The 17393-nt window shown below is 42.6% G+C and carries 13 protein-coding genes; 9 read left to right on the top strand and 4 right to left on the bottom strand.

What is annotated here, in order from left to right:
* The first annotated feature begins 18 nt into the window (after positions 1-18).
* A complete protein-coding gene (gene cobT / locus ABWY16_RS08480) occupies positions 19-1689 on the top strand; it encodes a nicotinate-nucleotide--dimethylbenzimidazole phosphoribosyltransferase (RefSeq protein WP_353904211.1) in 1671 nt (556 codons plus the stop codon).
* Here the strand turns inward: cobT and ABWY16_RS08475 are convergent, their stop codons facing one another.
* Positions 1690-3036, bottom strand: a complete 1347-nt coding sequence (locus ABWY16_RS08475; RefSeq protein WP_353904210.1) for a cobyrinic acid a,c-diamide synthase CobB — start codon at positions 3034-3036, stop codon at positions 1690-1692.
* Between the two features lie 114 nt (positions 3037-3150).
* On the opposite strand from ABWY16_RS08475, the gene ABWY16_RS08470 reads away from it, so the two are divergent.
* Genes ABWY16_RS08470 through ABWY16_RS08460 form a run of 3 tightly spaced genes read left to right on the top strand, consistent with a single transcriptional unit; the run spans position 3151 to position 7246 of the window.
* Entirely contained in the window at positions 3151-4053 is a 903-nt protein-coding gene (locus ABWY16_RS08470) for a bifunctional transcriptional activator/DNA repair enzyme AdaA (RefSeq protein ID WP_353904209.1), read from the top strand.
* Complete coding sequence (locus ABWY16_RS08465; protein ID WP_353904208.1) at positions 4040-4639, top strand: alpha-ketoglutarate-dependent dioxygenase AlkB family protein; 600 nt, start codon at positions 4040-4042, stop codon at positions 4637-4639. The genes ABWY16_RS08470 and ABWY16_RS08465 overlap by 14 nt, the downstream gene beginning before the upstream one ends.
* 57 nt (positions 4640-4696) lie before the next feature.
* Complete coding sequence (locus ABWY16_RS08460) at positions 4697-7246, top strand: ATP-binding protein (protein WP_353904207.1); 2550 nt, start codon at positions 4697-4699, stop codon at positions 7244-7246.
* A 2-nt stretch (positions 7247-7248) separates the two neighbouring features.
* On the opposite strand, the gene ABWY16_RS08455 is transcribed toward ABWY16_RS08460, so the two are convergent.
* Positions 7249-8577 carry a sigma-54-dependent transcriptional regulator gene (locus tag ABWY16_RS08455; protein WP_353904206.1) on the bottom strand — a complete coding sequence of 443 codons (1329 nt, stop codon included), beginning with the start codon at positions 8575-8577 and terminating at the stop codon, positions 7249-7251.
* A gap of 86 nt (positions 8578-8663) precedes the next feature.
* Positions 8664-8978 carry a hypothetical protein gene (locus ABWY16_RS08450; protein WP_353904205.1) on the bottom strand — a complete coding sequence of 105 codons (315 nt, stop codon included), beginning with the start codon at positions 8976-8978 and terminating at the stop codon, positions 8664-8666.
* 229 nt (positions 8979-9207) lie between these two features.
* On the opposite strand from ABWY16_RS08450, the gene ABWY16_RS08445 reads away from it, so the two are divergent.
* The 5 genes from ABWY16_RS08445 to ABWY16_RS08425 all read left to right on the top strand — a co-directional run bounded on the left by ABWY16_RS08445 (position 9208) and on the right by ABWY16_RS08425 (position 14657).
* Positions 9208-9456 carry a hypothetical protein gene (locus ABWY16_RS08445; protein WP_353904204.1) on the top strand — a complete coding sequence of 83 codons (249 nt, stop codon included), beginning with the start codon at positions 9208-9210 and terminating at the stop codon, positions 9454-9456.
* Between the two features lie 124 nt (positions 9457-9580).
* Positions 9581-10018 (top strand): RrF2 family transcriptional regulator, encoded by a 438-nt coding sequence (locus ABWY16_RS08440; RefSeq protein ID WP_353904203.1) that lies wholly within the window; start codon positions 9581-9583, stop codon positions 10016-10018.
* Between the two features lie 112 nt (positions 10019-10130).
* Positions 10131-10922, top strand: a complete 792-nt coding sequence (gene cobA / locus ABWY16_RS08435; RefSeq protein ID WP_353904202.1) for a uroporphyrinogen-III C-methyltransferase — start codon at positions 10131-10133, stop codon at positions 10920-10922.
* A 116-nt stretch (positions 10923-11038) separates the two neighbouring features.
* Positions 11039-12997 carry an ATP-binding protein gene (locus tag ABWY16_RS08430; RefSeq protein ID WP_353904201.1) on the top strand — a complete coding sequence of 653 codons (1959 nt, stop codon included), beginning with the start codon at positions 11039-11041 and terminating at the stop codon, positions 12995-12997.
* 58 nt (positions 12998-13055) lie between these two features.
* Complete coding sequence (locus ABWY16_RS08425) at positions 13056-14657, top strand: S8 family peptidase (RefSeq protein ID WP_353904200.1); 1602 nt, start codon at positions 13056-13058, stop codon at positions 14655-14657.
* Between the two features lie 46 nt (positions 14658-14703).
* Here ABWY16_RS08425 and ABWY16_RS08420 read toward each other — a convergent pair whose 3' ends face one another.
* The gene (locus ABWY16_RS08420) at positions 14704-17217 is read right to left on the bottom strand and encodes an NACHT domain-containing protein (protein WP_353904199.1); all 2514 of its coding nucleotides are present in this window, start codon (positions 17215-17217) and stop codon (positions 14704-14706) included.
* Positions 17218-17393: the final 176 nt, after the last annotated feature.

Genomic DNA, 17393 nt, shown 5'->3' with positions numbered 1-17393 from the left:
CCTGTTAAAAAAGAAATTATGTTAGAAGACCTGTTGAAATTGAGACGTGATACCCGACATTTTACAAATGAGCCGGTGCCGGATGCGGTGCTCGAAAAAGCGCTGAAAGCTGGTCATATGGCGCCCTCAGTCGGACTAACTGATGCTACCCGTTATTACGTTATCCGTTCGCAGGAAATAAAACAAGCCGTAAAACAACTTTTTGACAGCTATAACCAAAAGGCTGAAGAGTTGATTGAAACAGAACAGCAAAAATCAGCCTACCAGGCTTTAAAACTGGAAGGGATTACAGATGCCCCGCTCGGTCTGGTCGTTTGTTATGACCGCTCTGTATTGAATGAATTTACCATCGGCACTATTGCCAGCAATGATACGATCAAATCAAGTGCAGTGTGTGCTGTGCAAAACATATGGCTGTCCCTAACGGAACAGGGGTATTCCATGGGCTGGGTATCAATATTAAACTACTACCAGTTTAAAAAGATATTGAACCTGCCCGATGAAATTGAACCCCTGGGCTATTTCTGTGTGGGCAAACCTGCAACAGATTATGAGAAACAGCCCATGTTACAGCAACTGGGCTGGAAAAATAAATCAGAACTCCCATCAGTCACAGAAATCAAATCCTTGGCAAGCCCGCTGGCTGATGAAAGCGACAAGTACACTCAAGAGCTGCCAAAAAACATTTCTGCACAGCTGAAGGCTACTATTGATGGTAAAACAAAACCTTTGGGCTCCTTAGGTAAGCTCGAAGACCTGGCGCTCCAGATTGGTACCATACTTGGAAGCACTAGCCCTGAGATTAAGATGCCTCATCTGCTTGTTTTCGCTGCGGACCATGGGATCGCTCATCATGGCGTGAGTGCTTATCCGCAGGAAGTGACGCGGCAGATGGTCAATAATTTCCTCGAAGGCGGCGCCGCGATTAATGTTTTCTGCAGGCAGCACCAGATCAGCCTGAAGGTTGTTGACGCCGGGGTAAATTATGATTTTGCCAGCAATGCCGATCTTATCGTTCATAAAATAGCGAAAGGAACAAATTCTTTCCTGCACGGCCCGGCAATGTCAGCTAAGGAACTGGAACTTTGTTTGCAAATAGGTGCAGAGGTGGTTGCAGAAATAGCAGCCAAGGGTAGCAATACAATTGGTTTTGGTGAAATGGGTATTGGCAATACTTCAAGTGCTTCTGTATTGATGCATATGCTGTGTGGTCTTCCCTTACAAGATTGCGTAGGAAGAGGAACGGGTGTCAATGCTGCTCAATTGCAGAAAAAACAGGAGATATTACAAACTGCAATCAGCCATTACAAGGGTAGCCTTGAGCCGAAACTGCTGATGGCTCACTTTGGCGGTTTTGAAATCATGCAGATTGCAGGGGCGATACTCGAAGCCAGAAGGAGAAATATGCTGATTCTTGTGGATGGATTTATTTGTACGGTAGCGTACCTTTGTGCTTTTAAACTAAATCCGCAGGTAAAAGCCAACGCCATTTTCAGCCACCAGTCTGACGAACAGGGACACCGTATATTGCTTGATCAGCTGGATGCCAAAGCTTTATTGAAATTAAACTTACGTTTAGGCGAAGGTACAGGCTGTGCGCTGGCCTTTCCGCTGCTGCACAGTGCAGTAAAGTTTCTGAATGAAATGGCCAGTTTTGAAAGTGCTGATGTAAGTACGCAATCCTTGTAACTAACTAAATAAAAGCGTTTTAATGGCTTTGGTGTTATTTCCAAAATAAAAATGGAGATAGCTGGCCAGAACCTGATCAGTATGAAATACAGGGGTTTTCAGAACTTCATCTCTCGCATTCCATACCTGGATACCAACAACCTGTTCTGGTGTATCTATAAAATGGGAATAATGAAATTCATGCCCCCTCAGTTCAGTCCCGGCAATATTTACACGCTTATAGCCCAGAGCAAGCTTTTTCTGCTGCATACCAGTGGATATATCCAGAATTCCTGTCATCGGAAATTGCCTTCCTTCCTCATCGGCAATGTACTTGCCGAGGTACATCATTCCACCGCATTCTGCCAGGAATTTTCCACCCTGATCAGAGTAAGTGATGATTTGCCGGATCAAAACGATGTTGGCTGATAAAGCTTCAAGATGCAATTCCGGATATCCTCCGGGAAGGTAAATCAGGTCTGCCGCCGGGAGTACTGTGTCATTCAGGGGACTGAAATAAATAACTTCTCCGAGGCCAGCCAGAACGCGGATATTTTCTGCATATAAAAAGTTGAAGGCTTCATCCCGGGCAACCAATATTGTTCTTTTTTTTAGTTTCGGGAGGGTATCCTCCTGCAAAGATGCTATGTCTCTTAACAGCGGGGCCGTAGAAACAGGAGATACATCAGGAAAGGGGTTTGTTGTTATACGCATCAGTTCATCCAGATCGATGTGTTTTTGAATGTGTGCTGCTGCCTCTTCAATAATCGCCTCCTGATCGATTTCCGTACCTGTTTTTAATCCCAGGTGTCTCGATGGAATCTGCATTCCCTCATTTTTTGGCAAAAAGCCAAGTGCCGTAATACCAACATCCTCTGCTGCGTCTTTTAGTAATTTGTAATGGGATTCGTGTTCTACAAAATTGAAGATCACACCCGCTATGTGTATATCTGTCCGCAAAAGCTTAAAACCCAGCAGCAGGGCAGCTACGGAATAGGCCATAGCTTTGGCATTCACAATCAGTATAACAGGGATATTCAGAAATCCTGCGAGGTCCGCACTGCTTCCTTCCATTTTCACTGCGCCATCAAAAAGACCCATTACACCTTCTGTGACCAGTACACCTGCATCAGCTCCGTAACTGCTGTAGATGCCCCTGATATGTGCATCATCCATCATAAAACGATCCAGGTTGATCCCTGTCCTGCCGGAAGCGATGGTATGCAGTTTTGGATCAAGATAGTCCGGGCCGCATTTGAACGACTGTACAACCAATCCGCTGTTGCACAAAGCCCTGATCACCCCAAGGGTAACAGTAGTTTTACCGGCACCGCTGTGTGGAGCTGCAATTAAGAACTGAGGTTTCATTGAGGTCAAATATAACCGGATCAGCTCAAGGAATGAAATAATTCATCAAAGCGCAAGTTTCGGGTAGGCTACTGAATTTATCCTGTTTATTTTTACTGCTGAAACATCAATGATATGAATATCCAGGAAGAAACAAACTTCGGGCGCGTTGCCTCAGCAATTCACTATATCAATACCAATTTCAGAACACAGCCCAGCCTTGATGAGATCGCAGAGCAGGTCAACCTCAGTCCATTTCATTTTCAGCGGCTGTTTACAGATTGGGCAGGGGTAAGCCCCAAGAAATTTCTGCAGTACCTTACGCTGGCCCATGCAAAGAAAATGCTCAAAGATAGTCAGGCTACTCTTTTTGAAACAGCATTTGAAACCGGGCTTTCCGGTACAGGAAGATTGCACGACCTGTTCATTACCATGGAAGGAATGACCCCGGGGGAATATAAAAACGGAGGAGAACAGCTGCGGATCAACTATAGCTTTTCTGATACATTTTTCGGCAGGGTTCTGGTAGCCTCTACACTTAAAGGCGTTTGTTTTATTGCTTTTACCGAAGATGAAGAGGCCGAACTAGCTGTACTAAAGGTTAAATTTCCACAGGCGCATTATCAGCAGCAGACTGATGCATTTCAGCGGGACGTACTGCGGATCTTCCTTGAAAACTGGTCACAGCCCAATCAGGTTAAACTGCATTTAAAAGGAACCGATTTCCAGTTAAAAGTGTGGGAAACACTGCTTAAGATCCCGGTAGGACGGTTAAGTACCTATGGATCGATTGCCAAAAGCATTGGCCTTCCCTCAGCTTCTCGCGCTGTAGGAACCGCAATAGGGGCAAATCCTGTTGCTTTTCTGATCCCCTGTCACCGCGTCATTCAAGCCACCGGTGTATTTGGTCAGTACCGCTGGGGAAGTATCCGCAAGCAGGCAATCATTGGATGGGAAGCAGCACAGGCAGAAAACGGCATATTAAAAGATAATCAGTTAATATTACCAGACAATCAGCTCAAAGATGGATTTATTTAATACAGGCGGTATCACTAATCTATTGCCCTATGATGGCGAGAGTTATTATTACGGACAAATAGTTTCTAATGCAGAAGCAGAGGATTACCTGCAAAAACTGCTGGGTAACATTGCCTGGAAAAACGACGAAGCAGTGATTTTTGGTAAACATATCATTACCAAAAGGAAAGTAGCCTGGTATGGTGACAATGCATTTTCCTACACCTATTCCAACATCACTAAAGAAGCTCTGGCATGGACACCTGAACTCCTGGCCATCAAACAGCTCACTGAGCAAATAACCGGAACAAGATTTAATTCCTGCCTGCTCAATCTGTATCATGATGGCAATGAGGGAATGGCCTGGCACAGCGATGATGAGAAATCCCTGGGGAAAAACACCAGCATTGCCTCAGTCAGCTTTGGCGCAGAGCGAAAGTTTGCGTTCAAACACAGGGAAACCAAACATACCCTTTCGCTGATCCTGGAGAGTGGAAGTTTACTCCTGATGAAAGGTGCCACGCAAAGCAACTGGCTGCATCAGCTGCCGAAAACCACAAAGGTTACCCGTCCAAGGATCAACCTCACCTTCCGCACGATGATATAAGTCACACAAAATCCCTCTGATCATGTTATCTTTACAGTTCATACCTGATACTGCAAAATGATAGATGTTTCCGAAAAGAGTTTTTTAGGTGCGGCCAAAGGCAAGATCATTAGTGGATTTATACTTGCACTCTTTGCCCTTTTTCTGGCCTGGGGAGTAAGCAAGATCGCCTTTAATGAAATGCTGGATACGGTGGATACAATCTCCACGCCAAATGCCAAATTACGTCTGGTGAACCAGGTTTCCAGGAAAGTGGCCAGTTTGGATCAGCAGCAGAGAACTACGGCGCTGAACTCTCCGGGAAAGTACAGTGGCTTTTTAAAGGACTCCCGGCAGCTGAAGTTATTGCTGGATTCCCTTGGAGGAATGTACAATACTGATCCGGTACAGCTGAACAGGATAAAATCGATAGAAAAACTACTGGTTGCAAGGGATAAACAATTTGTTAATTACCTGAAAGTGCGCGAAGGGCTGGTCAATAACAAGTCATTCACCGAAGAAGTTCAGAAGCTGAATGAACTGGTCAACAGGCCGCCGCAGCTGCAGGACAGTACTATTGTAACCACAGAAAAAAAAACCTCCACGGTTACAATCCTTCCGGTAGATGAATCTGCAGCCAAACGAAGAGGCTTTTTAAGCAGGATTTTTAGCAAGAAAAACGATACGCCTGAACAAAGTAAATCCTATCAGGTTACCAACGAAGAAAAAATAAAAAGAGATACAATTGCCCTGTCAGGAGAAACGATCATTGCAAAGGGACTTGAAAAATCATTGCGTACAATTGCCAGTGAACAGCGCATTAAAAGCGCAAGATTTCTGGACAGGGAAGCGGTCTTGGCCAATGCCAATGATGCCCTAACCCGACAGATGCTCGATATCCTGAGGAAAGTAGAAGCTGAAGTGGTTTCCCAGATCGAGCAGAACGGCATACAGGCCAAAGCGGTAGTAAATACCGGTATAACAAGGATCAGCTGGATCATGATTGGCTTTTTTCTGCTGACCATCATTTTGTTATACCTGATCCTGACAGATATCACCAGAAGCAACCTTTACAGAAAGGAACTGGAAGCCGCCCGTGACGAAGCTGAATACCATGGTATGGCAAAACAGCGGTTTCTTTCCAATATGAGCCACGAAATCAGAACCCCGCTGCAGTCGATCATTGGATACGCAGAGATCATCAGGAACCAGAAGCACCCGGAGCACAAGGACATCGAAGCTATTTATCATTCTTCTGAGCACCTGCTGCAGATTGTCAATGAAATACTGGACTATAACCGCATTATTTCTGGGAAATTTACTTTTCAACGGAAAGCATTTAATATCAGAGAGCTTTTAGATGAAGTGGTTTCTGTAATGAAACCGCAGGCCGAACAGAAGAATCTTATAATGCGTACTTCCATAGAACTGCAGGGTATTGAGTTTGTCGAAGGTGATGCTTTCAGGTTAAAGCAGATCCTGTACAACCTGCTGAGCAATGCCGTCAAATTTACCCAGAAAGGAGAAGTCGTTTTATCAGTTTATTACAAGCGACAGCTTGGCAATCTGCATTTTACATTTATGGTAAAAGATACTGGTATAGGATTTACCGAAGAAGAAAGCAGCAGGATCTTCAATGAATTTGAACAGATAGATTCTACTGATAAAGAGGTGATCAATAAAGCAGGGGCAGGACTGGGGTTAACCATTATTAAATCGCTGGTAGAAAATCAGGATGGCCGGATATACGTAAAAAGTAAATCGGGCTCCGGCAGTGCCTTTACTGTCTATCTTACCTTTAAAGTGGCTGATGCAGTGCAGGTAGAAAAAGTTCTTCCGGTACCTGCAAAAAAACTCAATACCAATGATAAAGTCTGGGTAGTTGATGATGATCAGCTGATCCTGGATCTGTGTGAGATTATCTTCAGCAAAAAACGAATTCCGCATGTATGCTTTAGTTCGCCTGCTGAAGTACTTGATGCGGAATGGGACCCGGCAGTAAAATACATGCTGATGGATATGCGGATGCCGGAGATTTCAGGTACGGATCTTTGCCGCATGATGAAAGAAAGGATTCCGGCGGATGTAAAGATCTACGCCATGACCGCCCAGGTACTGCCCGAAGAACTGGAAGCTGTACTGGAGCAGGGATTCGACGGACTGATCATGAAGCCTTTCCGAGAAAATGACCTGCTTGCTGTTTTTAGTACGGAAGACCTTGAGGAAGAGCCTGATCAGGCAGAGGAAAGCAATACTTACAGTGAAAATATTGAAGATGAAAAGGATGATGTAGCCCTGGACACTTCGGTAGTGGAGAAAATGACCTTCGGCGATCAGGAACTGCTGTTAAATATTCTGCACAGGTTCAAGGAAGATTGTGAGAATGATATAGCAGAACTGGAACAGGGGATACTAAAAAATGACCTGGAGTTATCCAGGCTGATTGTTCACCGGATCGCGGGGAGGACAGCGCAGATGGGCTCCGGTAAACTGGCTGCAGAGTTCAGGCTGATGGAAATCGAACTTGCTGCGTCAGATACCATCACAGATCCGCACCGTGAAAAACTAAAAAGCTGCATCAGCAGATTGGGCTTGCTCATGCAGCTGGTAGACCTGAAAATTGGCTGATCTCATTCAATTTCGTAACGCTCCATCTTTGAATACAGCGTTTTTCTATCAATGTTAAGCAGTTTAGCCGCTTTTGATTTGTTATATTTTACTTTGATCAGGGTTTCAATAATCAGCGTCTTTTCATTACTTTCATTAATGGCTTTCAGATCTGATCCCGTTGGTTTTGGCGCCTGTCTGATTGCCAGGATCATCTCATCTGGAAGTGCTTCCAGACCGGCTGTATCAGTAGGCGTGAGCAGCACCATCCTTTTAATTACATTCTTCAATTCCCGCAGATTACCTGGCCAGTCATAATTAAGCAGCAGGTCCCTCACCGGTGCCGAAAGTTTCTGAACATTCCTGTCCAGTTCCTCATTCGAGAGTCTGATAAAATGATCAATAAAAAGTTCCAGGTCCCTGCCGCGGTCGCGCAGTGCGGGGAGCAGAATTTTGAATTCGTTTAAACGGTGATAAAGATCCTCGCGGAATTCCCCGTTCTGAATGCTGTTCAGCAGGTCGTCATTCGTTGCAGTGATAATGCGAACATTAACTGCGATCTTTTTGGTGCTACCTACGGGCTGGATCACCCTTTCCTGTAAGGCCCTCAAAAGCTTCACCTGCACCTCATAGCTCAGGTTACCTACCTCATCTAAAAACAGTGTGCCTCCTTCAGCTGCTTCAAACTGTCCTTTTTTGTCAGTCACGGCACCTGTAAATGCACCTTTCACATGACCGAAAAGTTCACTTGCAGCAAGATCCCTTGACAGGGCACCGCAGTCAATAGCAACAAAAGGTTTTGTACTGCGTTTGCTCTGGGCATGAAGCGTCCTGGCAGCATATTCTTTACCAGTACCACTTTCGCCCTGTATAATGACAGACATATCCGTAGGTGCTACAAGATCAATATGTGCATAAAGTTTGTCAGCTGTTGCGCTTTTGCCCCTGATAAAATCGGCATGCTCAACAGTATCCTGAATACCACTTTCCGTTTTTTTCTCCAGTGCTCCTCCAATGGTCATTAACAACTCATCCGGATTCACTGGTTTGGTAATGTAATCTATTGCACCCAGCTGAATGGATTTAACGGCGGTCCGTACATCGTTAAAGCTGGTCATAATCACAACAGGATAATTGAGTCCCTTTTCACGTACGTGAGACAGTACTTCAAGTCCCGTACCGTCTGGCAGACGGTAATCTACCAGTAAAAGTTCAAAGGAATGCTGTGCTAATATTTTGAAAGAATTTTTGACGTCATGAACGATAAATGGCTGATGGCCATGCTTTTTAAGAAAGCCCTCTAACAGCTGTGAGAAAGTTAGATCATCTTCAATAATAAGTATTTTCGCCATAGGTATCTGCTTTGATATAATGGCAAAAATACGAAAGCCGGAGCATTTCCGGCTTTAATATCGTCATATTTTGTGTTTAGTTGTATTTATTGGATGATAGAACCGTCTTTGCTTAATTGTAAATAGGCTACATCAGTTCCTTTTTTAACGTCAACCTGATAGAAGGTTGATTTATCCGATTTCGTGATTAAGAATGCGGTAGTAGGTGTCCACTCCTTGTAAGCATTCGCTTTTAATGTAGTCTTTACTGCTTCAGGCAGTTCTTCCAGTTTAACAGGAACTTTATTCGCAGTACTGTCTGATGGTGCAGAAATACTCATCGGTGTTTTGATTTCATTTGCTTTAACTGTTGATACGCCTGCGAATGCTATGATAGCTGCTGATAAAATGAAATTTTTCATGTTGTGTTCTATTATTTAAAAATTACTGTTTCAATTCTCTTACAGCAGGATTAAAATGATGCCATATTGCCAAAATCTTATCACAGCGCTTAAAATCAGTTATTTGTGATTTTTTACTTGCAAATTTTTTGATGACATTCTCCACAGAATGCCCTAATCATGAGCAGAAATCTGTCAGAAACAAAATAGAATAACCTGCGTTATATACCTATCTATTAAATATACAATTATGACCTATAAAGAACTCCTGTATGACCTGGCAGACAGGACTGCCGAAACCTATAACTCCTATTTAGAATCTAAAGTTTCTTCGCTGGTTGATCCTGCCCAGGCTGTACCTGAAAGAACAGAGCAGCACAGAGCTGAATACGAAAGGCTTGAGAAAAAGCTGATCGCTTTGCTGGCAACAGTTAAAAATGAAGCTTCTGCAGACACCGAAGCGCCTGCTGATTTTTATGAAGATTTCATCAAAGAATAACCATGATAATCAATTTTAATTAACCATTCCGGGGAATAAATTCATTTTATTTCCCGGAACTATTGGCTAACTAAATATTTAGCATTTATCATTACCTAAATCTTTTCTTAGCTTTGTATCCAATATGTTGTCTAAGAAAACAAAATATGCCATTAAAGCACTGGTGGCTTTAGGCAAAAACGTAGAAAACCCTCCCATGCAGATCGTTAGACTGGCAGAACAGGAGATGATACCCCGGAAATTTCTGGAACAGATATTATTAGACCTGCGTAATGCCGGGTATCTGTATAGCAAAAAAGGCGCAGGCGGGGGATATAGCCTCAACAAAAACGCTGCTGACATCTATCTGGCCGATATTCTGCGGATTACTGATGGCCCTATTGCCATGGTTCCCTGTGCCAGCCTGAAATTTTACCGCAAATGCGATGAGTGCCACGACGAGAAAACTTGCGGAATAAGAAAAACATTTATTGATGTGAGGGATGCCACCTTACAGGTGCTTTCCAGAACTTCCGTTGCCGATGTAATCGCACGTGAAAATATAGACGACCTTCTGGTCTGATCTGAGGCTTTTCAGGTAACAAATAAATTTATTTAAAAATAAAGACTACTTATCCAATAGACTTTGTATATTTGCTCTGCTAACACACATACAAACCTATAAAATTTCGGTTATGATTTTAAATAAAACAAAAAGCAGCAACCTGGAACCACGTATTACACTGGTTGGAGCTGGCCCCGGAGATCCTGATTTAATTAGTCTTAAAGGAGTAAAGGCACTAAACACAGCCGATGTGGTATTGTATGATGCTTTGGTCAATGGCGCTTTACTGAACCATGCACCTGAACATGCGATAAAGATTTTTGTAGGCCGTTCTGATGATGAATCATTTTCACAGGATGCTGTAAATAAGTTGATGATTGATTACGCGCTGAACTATGGACATGTAGTCCGTCTTAAAAGTGGTGATCCTTTCGTTTTTGCCAGAGGCTTTGAAGAAGTCGATTTTGCAGAATCCTACAGCATACAAACTGAAATTATTCCGGGTATTTCCAGTGCAACTGGGGTACCGGGTCTGCATAAAATACCTATGATTTACGGTGACCTGAGCGAAAGCTTCTGGGTACTTTCCGGAACAAATGCGAAAGGTGAGGTTTCACCTGATCTGACCGGTGCAGCAAGATCAAATGCCACTGTTGTGGTGCTGATGGGCATTGAGAAAATAAGGGAAATTGCAGCAATTTTTATTCAGGAAGGAAAAGACAGGCTGCCTGTTGCCGTAATTGAGAACGGATCAAGTAAAAACGAAAACATCGTAGTTGGCGTGGTAGATACAATTGCAGAATTGATAGAAGACCACAACATTTCATCTCCGGCATTGCTGGTATTCGGCGACGTGGTTTCACTGCATCCTGCTTTCGCCAGGATCAGGGATTTTTATGGAGTTATTGCTGAAGAATATTAAAAATACTTACAGTTTAATGTCACACAAAAGCCGGGAAATTCCTGGCTTTTTTTCATTAGTAATTAAGGTCAAACTATTATCTTTGGTGAACGCCATTGCCTCCGGTAACCATTTATATGTCCTTTTTCCGTGTTTTTGTTCTTTGTTCTTTCCTTACATTCAGTTCCCCGCTACTCTATGGTTTTCAAAAAACGGGACGTGTAATTGTTTCTGAACCAGATATCAATACCTATGAGAAACTGGTAATTCATTACCGGTATGACAAGCCCGATTCTGCCTTGTTTTTTGTCCGCGCCGGGATGAAGCTCGCCAAAAAAAATAATGATGAAGAAGGCATCGCAAAGATGCTCAACCAGATGGGAATGATAGATGATCAGTCTGGAAATACTGAATCCTCCAGACAGCGGTATCTTGAGTCGCTGGAAATCTACAAAAGGCTGAACCACTACAAGGGAATAATTAAAGAAAACATCCGTCTCGGAGTAGTAGAAAACAGGAAAGGAAATTCGGCAGCAGCATTAACGTATTTTCTGCAAGCACTGAAGGTGAGCGAGAAAAATAATGACAGGAGCGGGATTATGGAATCTTACATTACACTGGGCGAAGTTTATGCAAACAGGCATAACTATGAGCGGGCCATATCCTATTATCAAAAAGCCGAGGCTATCGGCAACCTGCTGCCATTTTCAAGTTTAAAACTCAATACCTATCTCAATTTTGGTACTGCCTACAGGGAAACCGGCGATCTGCCAAAGGCGATCTTTTACTTCGAAAAAGGTATCAGCCTGAGTGATTATCCTGAAATGATGGGTTTGAATATCTCTCTCACCAACGGACTGGCACAGGTATATACAAAATCAGGAGCTACTGCAAAAGCTATCAGCCTGCAAAAGGGAGCCCTGCAAAAGTCGAGAAAAATTAATAATACGATCCGCGAGTTCCAGAGCCTCATGGCCCTGGCAGAAAGTTACGTCCCGACAGACTCAAAAAAAGCATTGAATTATCTGCAGCAGGCACTTGCTCTGGGGCAAAAAAAGAAAGCCAGTAAACAGATACTCGAAGCGCTGGCGCATATGGCTACATTATATGAGAAATCGGGCAACTACAAAGCCGCATATAAGGCAAGAACAAGCCAGTATAGTATTGCTGACAGTTTTTATTTTAAAGATATTTCACTGAAAATCGCCAATCTTCAGGCGCAGTATGAACTCACAAAATCACAGGCTAAGGTAGAACAGCTGAAATTTGTGAATAGTGAACAGCTGCTGGAACAGAAGATCCTGTCCTGGATCATCTGTGGCAGTATAACCCTTACGCTGATCCTTGGCGCGTATTTCTTCAGGATCAGGAACCTAAATCGATTAATGAACAAAGCTAACGCAGATCTTGTCCAGTCGAATACAGTAAAGGACAAGCTGTTTTCTATTCTGGGGCACGACCTGAGGGGGCCGCTTACGTCTATCCTCAACCTGTTAGGCCTCGTAAACAGGGGCTGGCTGTCAGAAGAAGAAAAGACAGCCATGCTTACAAAACTTGAGTTACAGTGCAATGCATCACTGGAAACTCTTAACCTGCTGTTGCGGTGGGGACAAATGCAGCTGAAAGGCGTGATGATCAACCGGGCCGAAGTGAGTCCGGCAAAAAAGATCACTAGAAATCTGGCACTTTTAAAGGAGGCTGCTGCATTGAAATCGATCACCATTGAACAGGAGGTTGAGCCGGACCTGAGGGTCTATTGTGATGCCGATCACCTGGATTTCCTAATCCGGAATATATTATCAAATGCAATAAAATTCACGCCTGAGGGAGGAAAGATCCATATAGAGGTAAAGTCCGTTGAAAATAATCAGGTATTAATTGCAATAAGGGATAGCGGTGTAGGAATAGAGCCTTCGCGAATAGAATCGATATTCAGCGTGAACAATGTCAGTACTATGGGTACAAATAATGAAAAGGGCACCAGTCTTGGATTGGTCATCAGTAAAGAATTTGTCACAGCAAATGAAGGCAGGATCTGGGTAGAAAGCAAAGTGGGAGAAGGTTCCTGTTTCTTTTTCATGCTGAAGAGAAAATAGATTGGAAAACAACTATTTTTGCTGATCAGCGTTTAAAAACTAATTGAATAAAAAACATATGAATAAACTGACAAACAAAATTGTGCTGAAGGGCGCTTTAAGTATACTCTTCATAACAGGACTTGGATTTCAATCGTTTGCACAGAAAGCAAACTGGCACAATCTTGATCTGAAAAAGGATAGTGTTTTCGGTATCGACACCGAAAAAGCATATACAGAACTATTAAAAGGTAAAAAATCCTCACCTGTTGTGGTGGGTGTACTGGATGGTGGTGTTGATATCAATCACGAAGATCTTAAGCGTATCATTTGGGTAAACAAGAAAGAAAAAGCCGGCAATGGTAAAGATGATGACAAAAACGGCTACGTTGATGACATCAACGGCTGGAACTTTTTAGGCTCAGCAAAAGGATCTGTAAACCAGGAAACATTGGAACTGACCAGGATCCTGCGCAGGGACAAAGCAAAATTTGAAAATGTAACTGCAGCTACTGTAAAACCAGCTGATACTGCTGCCTTTTCGCAATACCTCAAGGCAAAAATCGACTACGAAAAACAAACTGAAGAAGCTAAGAGTGCAGTAGCAAACATCGGCGGACTAAAAAACGTGCTGGATGCGATGGTTAAAAAGATGGGTAAAGAAAAACCTGAGCGTGCAGATTTCCAGGCCTTCAAGGCGGAAAATGCTATGGAAGACCGCCTCAAGGGTATTATGGTTTCGCAACTGCAGAACACAACATTTGAAGCCTTTTATAATGCTCAGATCGTTAAAGGACTTGACCATTACGAGGATCAGCTGAAATATAATCTTAACCTGGATTTCGACCCAAGACCTGAGCTTGTTGGCGACAACTATGCCGATAGTAAACAAAAAAATTACGGGAGCAACGATGTAAAAGGACCTGACGCCAGTCACGGAACACACGTAGCCGGAATTATAGGGGCCGACCGTACCAATACCTTAGGTATCCTGGGCGTGGCGGATAATGTAAGGATCATGGGCGTACGTGCTGTGCCTAATGGTGATGAGCGGGATAAAGATGTGGCCAATACAATCCGTTATGCGGTAGACAATGGTGCTAAAGTTGTAAATATGAGTTTCGGTAAAGCTTATTCATGGGACAAAAAGGCTGTGGACGATGCTGTGAAATATGCTGTTTCAAAAGATGTACTGCTGGTTCAGGCGGCTGGTAATGATAACAAAAACCTTGACGTGGAAGCAAGCTTCCCAAGCCGCAGGTATGAAGACGGAGGCATTGCTTCTTCATACATTGTCGTAGGTGCCTCGGGACCAAATGACGACAAAACCCTGAAAGCTGATTTCTCCAATTATGGTAAAACTACAGTAGATGTATTTGCTCCTGGTGTGCAGATCTATTCAACTGTACCTGACAATAAATATGAAGCTTATAATGGTACAAGTATGGCTTCGCCGGTTGTAGCCGGCCTGGCTGCCCTGATCAGATCCTACTATCCTAAACTATCTGCTGTGCAGGTAAAAGAGATTATCCTGAAATCTGTGGTAAAGGTGAACCATAATGTAGACATCGAAGGTGAAGAAGGTACTGCACCTCAGTCCGTACCATTCGCTGATCTTTGTATAACAGGCGGGATTGTAAATGCATATGACGCATTGAAGTTAGCTGCTACATATAACTAAATATTATACCAGCCGTCATCCAATTTGAATGACGGCTGGTATAACCCTAAAATAACTGCCGGGATAGATGCTGCTCATCCAATAAACACAACTTCTCATATTTGTACTCATTTACCAGATCATAGTTCTCCAGATCGGTATAAATCATAATCAGCAGGTTGAAAATATACATTGCGTTCAGCACGACCTCATTCCTTCTGAAAAGTGATAAACACTCCTTCGCATAGTCAATTGCCAGTGAATATTCTTTCCTGTGATAAGCTTGTTCAGCCTGGAACATCATCAGAATAGATTCCTGATATTTCGTTAAAAACGAATTGTTTCTGCCAGACAAGTGTACCATGATGTTCTCAATCTGATTTGTCTTCCTGCCCGGATATAGTTTTGCACCGTAAATCCCGTATAAACTCAGTATATATAAGTCGAAATTGCTCTTCTTTTTGATTTCTTTGGGATGCAGCTTCACAATATTCTCAATGATGGTCCTGGCGGATTGAGCATCTCCAAGGAAAATATTAACCAGCAGCATCAAAACATATGTCACACCTTCACGGGTTTCCATCTGTTGATTTTCTTTCACAAGAAAAGGGTTATCTCCATTTTTGAAAGCCTCGATCTGCTGAAGCAGATCCTGATGTACAATTGCTTCGCCGTTCAGCTTGGCCAGGATAATCTCCAGGATGTGTGCAGGATTGACCATCCATTTACTGCTGTCCAGCGGCGACAGTTTGTTAATGATGTTCTGTATGCCCTCTTTGTCGAGCCTGATGATCTGCATTACTCCCAATATCGAATAGTACATCAGCAGATGTTCCTCATTTCTTGCAATCTCTATTAAAGCAACAATGGCCTCAGGATAACAGGAGTCAATAAAATCCATGTTAATCAGCTTGGAGATAATGATCTCATGGAAATTGTCGTCTTCCAGGATCCCCAGGATTTCAGCATTGTATTTAGACCTGTATTTGATTTCTTCAGCAATGAACAAAATGATGTAATTGGTTTCAAAGCTGTTCAGGTTTAAGCTGAACAGAGATTTCAGGGAATTGAAATTACCGGTTTTAATTAAAAACCGTGTTGCCCATTGTAACAGCTGGAACCGTACCTGGTTATAATCATATTCGTCATTGATATAGATAAAGAAATCCTTGCTCACCTGCAGATGGAATTTTTCCAGGATCTCAACGAACAGGAAATATTCAAACATATGCGGATGCAAAAAGCGCACGTACTCTTTGGGGTGTGGATCTTCTGATCTTTTTTCCTCCATCAGTATTCCATCAGAAAGGAGTTCCATATAGGCATTTCTAAAAGCAGAAAGCTCCGCGATCAGGGCATCCTTTTCAACAGAATTAGAGGTTTTGCCGTAACTGGTCAGCTGGATAATTTTCTTGAGAAAAAGGATTTTCTCAGTATAATAGTTTGAGCGGTAGATTTTTTCCTGGATAAAGCGGGAAACAAGCTCGTAAAAGGTGATATTTGTATAATAGTTAAAATCAGGGTCTTCTTCTTTTAACTGGTAGTAGAGCTGAATATGGAAGGGGAATTTGAGCTGCGCCTTTAATCTTGGATTGATCTCTTTTTTATCGAGATAATTGATCTTCGAAATAATAATCTCCACCTCTTTTTCTGACAGCGGTGGTACATTGGAAAGTTCATGCAAATTAAAGTAGTTTCCCGGAAACCATTTTGCTTTAAGGAATGAAGAATGCCGCATTCGGTCATAAAATCTTGTCCAGGTAGTAGAACGCATGGCCATGACCAGTTTGATATGCTTGCAGTCTTCCAGTGAACAGATCAGGTTAATGATGCTGTCATACAGAATAGTCTTATCCTCCTTTTTCAGTACCAGTTCTGCAAAGCCGTCAATAATGATAAAAAATTTACCCCCATGTGCTCCCTGCAGTCTGTCTATATATTGCAGTACATTTTCATTTGTTTCTATTTGCAGATGTAACTTAAGTTGCTCCTCCAGGTGAAGGTGCATTGCCTCTTTATTAAAAAAACTGTAGGCCTTAATAAAAAGGACAGCACAATCTTTATGAACAGCGTTGGTTTTGTAAAACAGGTTTTCAGTAAGGTGACTGAGCAATATAGTTTTTCCATAACCCGGCTGTGAAACAAATGTGGTGAAGATAAAGTCACCTTTATAAAATTCTTCAAAGTCGTGTTCAGCAAATTTTCTGCTGATAGTCATATCATAAGGAATACCCGAACGATTTCTTATCGTCTTCAGGGTAAAGTTGGTAATGGCATCTGACTTTTCCTTCAGGATTTTCCATTCATCAGGTTGTTCAACTTTTGTGATGGCCACCTGAGATTGGTCTATCCCGGCCATGTCAACATATTCAGCTAATGTAGTCAGCGTAAAAGTTGAGAATTTATGTTTCACCAGGGCGAAGCCAAACAATCGTTTGATAGTAGTTTCACTTACATTTTTATTCAGATGCTTACTGATCTCAATCGAAATTCTCTTACAATCTGCAGGTGTTATAAATCGGATACCAAGTTTTGAGAGAATCAGGCCTTTGAGCTCTTCCAGCCGATTATTGTATTCCATAGTACCTTTTTAAGTCGACAAGTTTATCATTGGTAAATAGCTAATCAGAACCAGTTATGGAACCCAATATAACACATATACGTGATAAATGAACAGAAAGGTTTCAAATAAAACCTTAGGGAAATGTAAGTTTTACGAGACAGAGGCCTCTGAAGGTGTACTAAATCAATATAGCA

This window comes from Pedobacter sp., from assembly GCF_040513095.1.
Lineage (GTDB): Bacteria > Bacteroidota > Bacteroidia > Sphingobacteriales > Sphingobacteriaceae > Pedobacter.
The sequence above is the reverse complement of the archived record's forward strand: the minus strand, read 5'-3'. Positions and strand labels throughout refer to the sequence as shown.

What these genes read in the sequence shown, in the direction of transcription:
- cobT (WP_353904211.1), top strand. Translation starts at nt 19, where the DNA reads ATGTTAGAAGACCTGTTGAAATTGAGACGTGATACCCGACATTTTACA.
- ABWY16_RS08475 (WP_353904210.1), bottom strand. Translation starts at nt 3,036, where the DNA reads ATGAAACCTCAGTTCTTAATTGCAGCTCCACACAGCGGTGCCGGTAAA.
- ABWY16_RS08470 (WP_353904209.1), top strand. Translation starts at nt 3,151, where the DNA reads ATGAATATCCAGGAAGAAACAAACTTCGGGCGCGTTGCCTCAGCAATT.
- ABWY16_RS08465 (WP_353904208.1), top strand. Translation starts at nt 4,040, where the DNA reads ATGGATTTATTTAATACAGGCGGTATCACTAATCTATTGCCCTATGAT.
- ABWY16_RS08460 (WP_353904207.1), top strand. Translation starts at nt 4,697, where the DNA reads ATGATAGATGTTTCCGAAAAGAGTTTTTTAGGTGCGGCCAAAGGCAAG.
- ABWY16_RS08455 (WP_353904206.1), bottom strand. Translation starts at nt 8,577, where the DNA reads ATGGCGAAAATACTTATTATTGAAGATGATCTAACTTTCTCACAGCTG.
- ABWY16_RS08450 (WP_353904205.1), bottom strand. Translation starts at nt 8,978, where the DNA reads ATGAAAAATTTCATTTTATCAGCAGCTATCATAGCATTCGCAGGCGTA.
- ABWY16_RS08445 (WP_353904204.1), top strand. Translation starts at nt 9,208, where the DNA reads ATGACCTATAAAGAACTCCTGTATGACCTGGCAGACAGGACTGCCGAA.
- ABWY16_RS08440 (WP_353904203.1), top strand. Translation starts at nt 9,581, where the DNA reads ATGTTGTCTAAGAAAACAAAATATGCCATTAAAGCACTGGTGGCTTTA.
- cobA (WP_353904202.1), top strand. Translation starts at nt 10,131, where the DNA reads ATGATTTTAAATAAAACAAAAAGCAGCAACCTGGAACCACGTATTACA.
- ABWY16_RS08430 (WP_353904201.1), top strand. Translation starts at nt 11,039, where the DNA reads ATGTCCTTTTTCCGTGTTTTTGTTCTTTGTTCTTTCCTTACATTCAGT.
- ABWY16_RS08425 (WP_353904200.1), top strand. Translation starts at nt 13,056, where the DNA reads ATGAATAAACTGACAAACAAAATTGTGCTGAAGGGCGCTTTAAGTATA.
- ABWY16_RS08420 (WP_353904199.1), bottom strand. Translation starts at nt 17,217, where the DNA reads ATGGAATACAATAATCGGCTGGAAGAGCTCAAAGGCCTGATTCTCTCA.